Below are 9,623 nucleotides of genomic sequence, written 5' to 3'. Positions count from 1 at the left end.
ACTTTTAACTTTTAACTTTTAACTTTTAACTGATTATCAACCTCCCCTGATTATAGCAGATATTGATTGGCAGTAATTGGTATCACAAAAAGGTTTTCATGGTAGATTAAAATAATCAAACAATATTTATACTGCTCTCGGTCGGGGTTTGCTTTTATGTAAAAAAGGGGACTATTTAGTCTAATATGGTAGAATATGATAAAGCTGATATTCATTTTGTTGGTAGATCTAACCCATTGTTATATGTTAGTAGGGTAATAAGAAAGAACACAACTTATATTTATACCAAATGAATTTCAAACTGCTCTATTAAAACCAAAGTATATTTTGTTTCAGCGAAATAAGTGAAGCGATTGGCTAACGTCGAATCTCACGATTTCATGAACACCATTAAAAATAAAAGTTCGTGAATAATTTTTTAATGAAGATAAAACGAAAAAGACAAAGAACTGCGAAGCAATCATGAGGACAATTAAAAATTAACTCTCCCGAATAATTTACAGTGCATTTTGATGTTTATTTGGTATAATAGAACAAGAGAAATTTAATGGTTCAATGAGGCGTGATATTTTTAATATGAGTCCCGCGCTGCGCATTTCACCAAGCATCTCAAAATATTGAAAAGAATGAACATTTATAAAATCACATCCAAGTTTTCTCTGCTCGCATTTATCAGCATAGCGCTACTATTGGGGTCTTGCCAGAAAAAGTCTTCATCAGACTCATCATCTAAACTATGGTATAAACAACCCGCAAATGCATCGATAGTTGATGATACTAATGGATGGAGAAACGAGCATGAGTAGCAATTTTCTCATACAGGGGAATGATAATATGCGAGTTCCATCCCTGCCTGCAAGACGCAGTCAGGCAGGTGACCAAAACATACAAATTATTAACAGATGAAATTAAGAACATTAATTATCCTGGCAGCTGTAATAATCAGTCATACAGCATGGTCACAAAACGCTGTTGACAGTAGTAAAATAGTAAAAATACTCACTTTTAATATCCTCCATGGAGCTACTACAAAAGGCGATTTTAATTTAGATGTAATCGCCAAAGTGATAATAAACGCAAATCCGGATTTTGTAGCATTACAGGAGGTTGACTTTAAAACAAACAGAGCTAAAAAATATGACTTGGTGACAGAATTGGGATGGAGAACTAAAATGTCACCTGTTTTTGCAAAAGCTATGAGCTATGATGGTGGTGAATATGGCGAAGGTGTATTGTCGAAATATAGTTTTTTACAAACCAGAAATGTTGCACTCCCTTTTTCTACTGGAAACGAGCCTAGGGCTGCTTTAGAAATTGTAACAACATTGCCTTCAAAAGACACAATAGCATTTGTCGGGACCCATCTTGATCATTTGGAAAACGAAAAGGATAGAATCATCCAAGCGAAAAAGATCAATGAAGTTTTTTCTTTGAATAAATACCCTACTATTTTGGCAGGCGACTTAAATGCTATCCCGGGGAGTACGCCTATTAATATTCTTGAGGAAATATGGTTTGCTTCATACAACAAAGACAAACCTGAAGCTACATTCCCATCTAATGAACCTATTGAAAAGCTTGACTATGTGATGTTTTATCCAAAAAACAGATGGAAAACACTTAAAACAGAGGTTATCCGGGATTCCATAGCATCAGATCATTGTGCCTATCTGGTTACTGTTGAACTTTTAGAAGAACAATAACATTGGGCAACAAAAATATAATGCATTTGGCAAAAAGTACTAATTTTAAAGTTTGTAGCAATTAATAAATATAGTAGCAACCTGAAAGCTAGAGGTGTTAAAATGACAAACGCACCATATTCAAACCGTAGTATGCAAGCAGGATAAACGAGATAATGAGTAGTAAAATTCTAAATACAAGACTTGGAGAAATTGAATACAATTCAGTAGGAAAAGGAATTCCAATAATATTTGTGCACGGTGGACATTCAAATTGCAATGAAACTCTTTGCCATAAAGGACTTGATTTAGATAAATTTCAATTGATAACCCCTTCTCGTCCAGGATACGGAAAAACACCTTTGAATAATAATAAAACTCCCGGACAAGCAGCGGACTTAATTGTAGAATTACTAAATCATTTATCAGTAGACAACGTAATTGTTTATGGAATTTCTGCGGGTGGATTGACAGCAATTGAATTGGCAAGTAATTATCCAAACAAAGTAAGCAAGTTGATTTTAGCATCTGCTATTTCAAAAAAATGGCTTGATGAACGAGGGAAAATATATAAAACTGCTAAAAAGATGTTCAATCCAAAAATTGAGAAAATTGTTTGGGGAATGATTAGATTCTTTTCAAGGATTTTTCCAAATATGATAGCAAAGAGTTTTTATACACAGTTTTCAAAAAACCCAGTTCACAAATTAAAAAAAGATGACATTCAAGAGTTGATTTCTACAATGAAACACTACAATTCTAAAACAGGATTTCAAAATGACATTGACCAAAACACCAATGATAAGATAATTACAAATATTAAATGCCGAACTCTAATTATTCATAGTGAGAATGACAATAGTGTTTCAATAGAACATCCGAAACATGCGAATATTATGATTGAAAATTCTAAAATAGAAATCCTTCAAAACGAATGGGGACATCTATTTTGGATTGGAAATGACTCTAAAAAGTCGATAGAAAAGACAATCGAATTTATTGAAGAATGAAATTCCAAAATATAAACGATTAACTCTAAAAGATATCTGCCTGCGTGACTCAGTCAGGCAGGAAAGACGAAATGAAATTCAGCGAACACTGTGTCTCGGCTTAGCCGATGAACAGCTAGGAATAAAAGTTGGTGCCGGCAAGCTAAAAGAAAAAAGCATGCCCTGAGCGTAGCCGAAGGGAGGAAAGTCTGTCACGCTCTTCGTGGATAAAAGATCAAAGAATATAGCAACCCATTTTTCTTCAATTCGTATTACTATTAAATTAACTTTGTAAATCAATTTAGCTCTCTGTAGAAAATAAGCTATGAAACAATTCAACACAGCCTGTCCGAGGAACTGTTACAGCACATGCTCTTTTAAAGTTCATGTTGAAGATGACAAAGTTGTTAGGATAGATCCGCAAAGTTTAAATAAGTCAACCCCCGAGGGTCCTTGTTTAAAAGGATTGAGCTATGTTGAACGGGCAAATTCTGATGAGCGTATCACCTACCCTCTTAAAAAGGTAAATGGCGATTATGTTCGTGTTTCGTGGGATGAAGCTTTTGATTCCATAAGCCAAAAACTAAATTATTTTAAGGATAATTACGGAAGTCACTCCATATTGTATTACGCCGCCAGTGGAATGTCGGGCTTACTAAACGATATCTCCTCTAAATTCTGGAAACTCTTTGGCGGAGCAACAACTGTTTACGGAAACCTATGCTGGCCTGCGGGTTTGGAAGCCGGCCGACTTACCCTCGGAGAGAACAAGCACAATGTTCCCTGGGATCTGGAAAATTCGAAGCTGATAGTTGTTTGGGGGAAAAATCCTGTTGAAAGCAACGTGCATCAAATGATTCCGATAGAAAAAGCACAGCACAATGGAGCTAAACTCGTGGTAATAGATCCCCGTAGAACTCCTTCATCCGAAAGAGCAGATTTGTTGATTCAGCCTATTCCGGGAACGGATGCTATACTTGCTCTCGCTGTAGCAAAAATTATTATCGACAATAAAAATTACGATTCCGAATTTGTAAAAAAGCATGTTCATGGCTTTGATGAATTCGCTAAAAGCATAGAGAATTTATCTATCGGGGAAGCGAGTATTGAATGTGGTGTTCCAGTAAGCTTTATAGAAGAATTAGCCGAACTTATCGGAACAATAAAACCCATGACTCTTATTCCGGGTTTTGGAATGCAGCGATATACAAACGGTGGTCAAACTACAAGATGTATACTTGCCTTATCGGCCATTACCGGAAATATTGGTAAAAAGGGAGCCTGCTGGCATTACGCAAATCTGCAATCATATGTATTCGACGAGCTTAAGGAACCGGAAAACTATTTCCCATCGGCAGAAAGCGATTTTCCTAACAGAAGAAGTATTCCAACTGCCATATTGGGCGAAAGCATGCTCGCTACGAAAAATCCGGAATTGAAAATGGCATGGGTTGAAAGGGGTAATCCTATCAGCCAAAACCCCGATACTAACAAAAACACAGAAGCCTTTAGAAAACTCGATTTCGTAGTTGTGGTTGATCAGTTTATGACCGACACCGCACGGGAAGCAGATATAATACTTCCTGCAAAATCGATGTTCGAACAGAGCGATATTATTGGTTCGTACTGGAATCCTTATGTGCAGTTAAAGCAAAAAGTGGTAAATCCACCGGATGAGGTAAAACCCGAAAGTGAAATATATTACGAGCTTACCAGAAGGTTAAATTTCGACAGCGATGTAATTGAAAAGAACTTCCCTGCTCCAAACGACGAGGCAATAGATAAGTGGCTGAATAAATATCTGGACAAATACAAAGACTTATCTCTCGAAAAACTAAAACAGGGGCCGATATTGGCACCCGGACTGGAGGAAATAGCTTTCGCGGATCTGAAATTCAATACACCATCGGGCAAAATAGAGCTTTACTCAGAACGCTCGGCTAAATTATGGGGAGTTAATCCTCTTCCAAGCTACGAAGCCCTTATCGAAGGTCAAAAGAGTAAGAAAAAGCAATTATATCCCTTAAGTCTGATGAGTCCGAATACGAAAAACAGGATACATTCGCAATTCGGGAATTTAAAGTCTATCAGATCGCTTGCACCCTACCCTGTGGCGACAGTGAGTTACCGCGATGCGAAGGAACGCGGAATAAAACACGGCGACCTGATAAGGGTGTTTAACAAAAGAGGTGAATTGCAAATTAAAGCAGAGATTGACAATAGCATACGTCCGGGAAATATTGTTATTACAAACGGATACTGGAACTCCGAAGGCGGAAGTCCGAACCTTTTATCGAAGGGAAGAGAAACAGACATGGGTCATGGAACAGCCTTTCACGACAATATGGTTGAAGTTGAAAAAGTTAACTAAATAATGGGCAAAAATTATTTCATATTCGATGAAAATAAGTGCGTGGGCTGTGAAGCCTGTGTTGTTGCCTGTATTAACGAAAACGGACTGCAGGAACCCGAAAACTGGCGAAATATAAACAAGAGTAACGCCAATAAAATACCGGGATTAGGTCTTTTTAATTTCAGCATGTCGTGCAACCACTGCGAGGAAGCTGTTTGTATGGACAACTGCCCTGCCGAAGCCTATTCGCGAAGCCTGCTGACAGGTGCTATTATCCACGAAGCCGATAAGTGCATCGGTTGCCAGTACTGCACATGGAACTGCCCCTACGACGCTCCAAAATACAGTTTTGCAGAAGGTGTGGTTTCTAAATGTAATTTCTGCGAACAAAGACTTATACAAAACGAACAACCCGCCTGTGTTAGCACATGCCCAACGGGAGCACTTGATTTCTCCTCCGGCGAAGTTGACAAAACAACATTACACAACAATCTGCATCTCCCAATAAACACTATTCCGTCTATCGAAATAATAGAACTGAGAGATAGTAAAGGGCCAAAAATGGATATGAGTTTGTTCGATCCAATTGAGGAAGAACAGAAAGTAGTAAAACACAAGAAAGACATCACAGCTGCCGACGAAGTTCCACTGCTGATATTTACTTCGGTAATTGCGATAATGATACCGCTTTATGCGAGTATTAATTTTAACGAAGCGAGCCTTATTTCTAAAATAGCATTTATAGCAACTGCTGGAATAGCATCTGTTTTAAGCCTTATGCATCTGGGACAAAAACTGAGATTCTGGCGTGCGATACTCAACATACGCAAATCGTGGTTGAGCAGAGAAATTTTTCTTTTCGCAACATTCTCGACCTCTGCATTTATCGATCTGTTTATTTACAACATCCCCGATTACATAATTCTGATACAGGGAATGCTACTGCTAATTGCCATAGATATGCTATACCGCCCTGTACAGCGAAACAACAAAATAAAAATACATTCGGCACAGGCTGTATTTGTAGCACTTTCGTTCTACCTCCTATTTGCCGGATTATACAACGTCCTGCTTGTAATAATGCTACTGAGGTTGGCACTTTTCACGATCCTCAATCTCAACAAAGCGAAGAAAAACACAGCGGCAATTGCACTGCGTTTCACGTTTGTGGCACTGGCATATGTCTCACTTGCCCTGTCGTTTCACTATATGTTAAGCATAGCTCTTTTCGCTATTGGAGAGTTTATAGCCCGTATTAATTTCTACAACGGGCTATCGAAACTGGATATGAAAAAGATCCTGAATTAAATTATTTTCCGCACACCCCTGACAAAATTTATACTATATGTTTTCGGTCAAATATTTATGGAATTGAAAACAAGTCATCAGGGTCGTCCAAAGGTTGGAATGCAAATGTGATGTGAATTTGGAAAGTTTATCGTCCAAATAACCACAACCGTAGAATTTTTCTTAATTCGGTAAAAGAAAAATATTACTTTTGGCCACATTCTACCCCTATAACTTATTATCCACCTCTAATTGAGGTACTGAAAAAATAAACCGTTTCAACTTTGTTTTGGTCTATTTGTTATTATTCACATTTGAGTATTATATAAATTGATTTAAACCACTATATTTATCTGGCAAATTGAATACCGGATAGAACTAAATATTAACAATTAAAATAAGTAAAAATGAAAAAAAGCATCCTACTGCTTCCTATTTTAGGACTAATGTTGTCATGTTCGGAAGGAACAGAAAAAACGGAAGAAAAAATTGAATTATCAAAAGAAAAAATCGAAGCTATCGAACAGTCTAACCAAAAGTTAGATGAAGTTTTGGATTCTTCAAAAGCAAAAATTGACACTCTACAAAACCAGGTTGAAAACCTATTAAACGAACTATAATACGATGAAGAAAGTACTACTAGCTCTAGCTATATTCGCGGCATTACAAGTTACTAATGCTCAGGAAAAAGGAAACGGACAAAAAGGAAACAAGGGCAAAAACAAGCAAAATACCGAACTTGTTCAAGAAAAAGAGCAGCAAGGGAAGAAAAACGAAAAAGCCGATTCTAAAGAAGAGGAGCTTAAAGAAGATGATAAACAGGCTAAAGAGAAAAAGTCTGTAGAGAAGAAGAAAAACAAATCTGAAGACAAGGAAAACAAAGGAAACGCCTATGGTAAAAACAAAGGCGAGATGAGAGGAAAAGATTTCGGGAAACAGAGATCTGAAGATGCAATGGCTAAAGCAGAAGCAAAAAGAGAAGAGGCTGATAAAGACGTTAAAGCTCAGGAAGAAAAAGTTAAGAGCTATGACGAAAAAATAAAAGAGGCTAAAGAAAAAGTGCTAAAACAGGAGAAAGAAGGAGAAATTAGCACTGAAGAAGCCAAGGATAAAAATGATAAAATAAAACAGGCTGAAGAAAAAATCAACAAAATGAAAGAGATCATTTTAGGAGAGAAAAATCAGCTTAAAAAATTAGAAGAGGAGTTACCTAAAAAATAAGAACTTTCCTTTAAGTAAATAAAATCAAAAGTACAGGAGACTGTCTCATTAGTGCAGCATAGCACCGTTTGAGACAGTCTCTTTTTTTTATGGCCAATGTGGATTTTAATTTAGCCAATAAATTCCCTACCTTTATAATACTTACTCAAACAGCATTCTAAACCATATATTTTTAATTCTAATTATATTCATTTAAGCTAAAAATGAATGTTAGGGGCTTATCATAATATTAAGCTATATTTCTTCTTACTACTCCTTATCTTATTTGGGTGTGGCACTCCCAAACCTCTTATCATAAGCGAAAATCTTTCGTCAAATTCGCAAAAATTCAAGGTAAAACTTGGCACACAATGGATGGGTAAAACCCACAAAATAAGTTTCGGCGATTACGCTGTTGTTGAAAGTAAATCGGGATGGGAAAAAACAAAGAGCAGTTCAAACTTTTTTGGCACAAAATCGGAAAGTGAAACCTCCCATAAATTCTCGTTGAAATTAATGAACAAAACAAACGGGATGGCTGCCTGGGTAAGAGCCACGAAAGAAATAAATATAAAGGCTACTCATGAGATAGAATTTTTAACAATCAACAACAGAGATTACGACATTCATTTTACTGCAGGTGAGGATGAGCTCCTGCTTAATTCGCTCGATTTTGCAGCTTTTATTACTATTGAGAAAGACACTACCGAAATATGGTCATTATTCATGATAGAAAAATTCGATGTAGAAGAAGGAAGTGATTACTATGCCGTACTTACCAATGGTGAGGAAAAATTCTTAATATATCATATTACCTCTGATGAGGAATGGACGTACTTTGATAACTTCCCCATACCACCTGCTTCAGGTTATGAATTCTATTACGATCAGGAATCAGTCGCTGCATTTCAATATTATGGCGGCGGAACCATGGGACAAAACGATTGTATAGTTTGGCTGGGAAATAATCTTGATGAAAAAACAGAATTAATTCTTGCTGCCGGTATAACTGCAATGTTGGAAATAACCGTTAATAAGTATATATATGATTAGAATTATGAACTTAAGTATATGATAAACTAAAAATGAAATATTATGAAGAATTTATCACTCTTAACAGTCCTATTATTAACAATAGGCATGGGCTTACTAAATGCCCAGACGACACAAACAAACAAAGGAAATGTTCTAATTGGAGTATCCTCTACCCTTAGTATAGCAGGTACAGGCTCCGATTTAATGAATATTGGATTTACATCAATAAAATTTAAAAGTGATGGACAGGACGACGACTCAGATACTGAAAAAATGACAAACATTAATTTATTGCCAAAAGCGGGATATTTTGTTAGTGATAATTTAGCTATGGGACTTAATTTCAATCTTGCTTTTTCATCTAGTAAAAATGGTGACGGGGATTATAAATACACTCAAACATTGTTTTCTACAGGTCCATTTATAAGGTATTATATTCCAACATCAAAAGTGCTGCCATATTTCGAACTAAACAGTTCTTTCGGATCTCTTAAAGATAAATACGAGGATGATGGGGGTGTTGAAGAGTCTAAAACAGGAATAATGTCATTTGGAGGAGGAGTAGGAATTGCTGCTCCACTGGGAGATAAAGTAACTCTTGACTTTTTGGCAGGCTATAACTCCTTAACTGTAAAAGACAAAGAAGATAATGAAGATAACGAAAGAATGGTAATAGGGACTTTCGGATTAAAAGTTGGATTTACAGTTATGCTGGGTTCAAACTAATTGACAATATTTTAAAAAAATATTAAATAGTTATGATGGCAGAGTATGCAAATAATAACACCAGCTACTCTGCCATTGCTTTTACACTCAATAAACCCTAAAAAAATATACAATTCACTTATAGTTACCGGTTGCTGGTTACTGGTTGCTAGCTGCTGCTATTTTACATATGCGAAATAATGAAATATTTTGGTTTTTGAAGACTTATGCAGGGTGTGAAAAGCGAATATTTTGGTTTTAATAATACTTTCTGAAATTCATTTAGTATAAATCATTATTTTTAGCCCCTTATAAATATGAGAATTCGATTGATAGCGATAAATCATTTCTATCACCCGGCGATGATTCTTC

The 9,623-nt window shown here is 36.3% G+C and carries 9 protein-coding genes; all 9 read left to right on the top strand.

Going from position 1 to position 9,623, the window contains the following annotated elements; all coding sequences use genetic code 11:
* Positions 1-626 precede the first annotated feature (626 nt).
* Positions 627-806: a hypothetical protein gene (locus tag ABFR62_03580; GenBank protein MEN8137490.1), complete on the top strand. Its 180-nt coding sequence runs from the start codon at positions 627-629 to the stop codon at positions 804-806.
* Positions 807-902: 96 nt separating this feature from the next.
* Positions 903-1,703, top strand: a complete 801-nt coding sequence (locus ABFR62_03575) for an endonuclease/exonuclease/phosphatase family protein (protein MEN8137489.1) — start codon at positions 903-905, stop codon at positions 1,701-1,703.
* Positions 1,704-1,858: 155 nt separating this feature from the next.
* Entirely contained in the window at positions 1,859-2,692 is an 834-nt protein-coding gene (locus tag ABFR62_03570; GenBank protein MEN8137488.1) for an alpha/beta hydrolase, read from the top strand.
* Positions 2,693-2,996: 304 nt separating this feature from the next.
* A complete protein-coding gene (locus ABFR62_03565) occupies positions 2,997-5,042 on the top strand; it encodes a molybdopterin-dependent oxidoreductase (protein MEN8137487.1) in 2,046 nt (681 codons plus the stop codon).
* 3 nt (positions 5,043-5,045) lie between these two features.
* Positions 5,046-6,332, top strand: a complete 1,287-nt coding sequence (locus ABFR62_03560) for a 4Fe-4S dicluster domain-containing protein (GenBank protein ID MEN8137486.1) — start codon at positions 5,046-5,048, stop codon at positions 6,330-6,332.
* 386 nt (positions 6,333-6,718) lie between these two features.
* On the top strand, positions 6,719-6,931 hold the full coding sequence (locus ABFR62_03555; GenBank protein ID MEN8137485.1) for a hypothetical protein: 213 nt from the start codon (positions 6,719-6,721) through the stop codon (positions 6,929-6,931).
* Between the two features lie 4 nt (positions 6,932-6,935).
* The gene (locus tag ABFR62_03550) at positions 6,936-7,532 is read left to right on the top strand and encodes a hypothetical protein (GenBank protein MEN8137484.1); all 597 of its coding nucleotides are present in this window, start codon (positions 6,936-6,938) and stop codon (positions 7,530-7,532) included.
* Positions 7,533-7,739: 207 nt separating this feature from the next.
* Positions 7,740-8,564 (top strand): hypothetical protein, encoded by an 825-nt coding sequence (locus tag ABFR62_03545; protein MEN8137483.1) that lies wholly within the window; start codon positions 7,740-7,742, stop codon positions 8,562-8,564.
* Between the two features lie 42 nt (positions 8,565-8,606).
* Positions 8,607-9,272 (top strand): outer membrane beta-barrel protein, encoded by a 666-nt coding sequence (locus ABFR62_03540; GenBank protein MEN8137482.1) that lies wholly within the window; start codon positions 8,607-8,609, stop codon positions 9,270-9,272.
* Positions 9,273-9,623: the final 351 nt, after the last annotated feature.

The sequence above is a fragment of the Bacteroidota bacterium genome, assembly GCA_039714315.1.
In the GTDB taxonomy this organism is placed as follows: Bacteria; Bacteroidota; Bacteroidia; order Flavobacteriales; family JADGDT01; genus JADGDT01.
This window is presented reverse-complemented; position numbering and strand designations above follow the sequence as displayed.

Bases quoted from the DNA above. Each gene is read 5' to 3' on its own strand.
- ABFR62_03580 (MEN8137490.1), top strand. From the start codon at position 627: ATGAACATTTATAAAATCACATCCAAGTTTTCTCTGCTCGCATTTATC.
- ABFR62_03575 (MEN8137489.1), top strand. From the start codon at position 903: ATGAAATTAAGAACATTAATTATCCTGGCAGCTGTAATAATCAGTCAT.
- ABFR62_03570 (MEN8137488.1), top strand. From the start codon at position 1,859: ATGAGTAGTAAAATTCTAAATACAAGACTTGGAGAAATTGAATACAAT.
- ABFR62_03565 (MEN8137487.1), top strand. From the start codon at position 2,997: ATGAAACAATTCAACACAGCCTGTCCGAGGAACTGTTACAGCACATGC.
- ABFR62_03560 (MEN8137486.1), top strand. From the start codon at position 5,046: ATGGGCAAAAATTATTTCATATTCGATGAAAATAAGTGCGTGGGCTGT.
- ABFR62_03555 (MEN8137485.1), top strand. From the start codon at position 6,719: ATGAAAAAAAGCATCCTACTGCTTCCTATTTTAGGACTAATGTTGTCA.
- ABFR62_03550 (MEN8137484.1), top strand. From the start codon at position 6,936: ATGAAGAAAGTACTACTAGCTCTAGCTATATTCGCGGCATTACAAGTT.
- ABFR62_03545 (MEN8137483.1), top strand. From the start codon at position 7,740: ATGTTAGGGGCTTATCATAATATTAAGCTATATTTCTTCTTACTACTC.
- ABFR62_03540 (MEN8137482.1), top strand. From the start codon at position 8,607: ATGAAGAATTTATCACTCTTAACAGTCCTATTATTAACAATAGGCATG.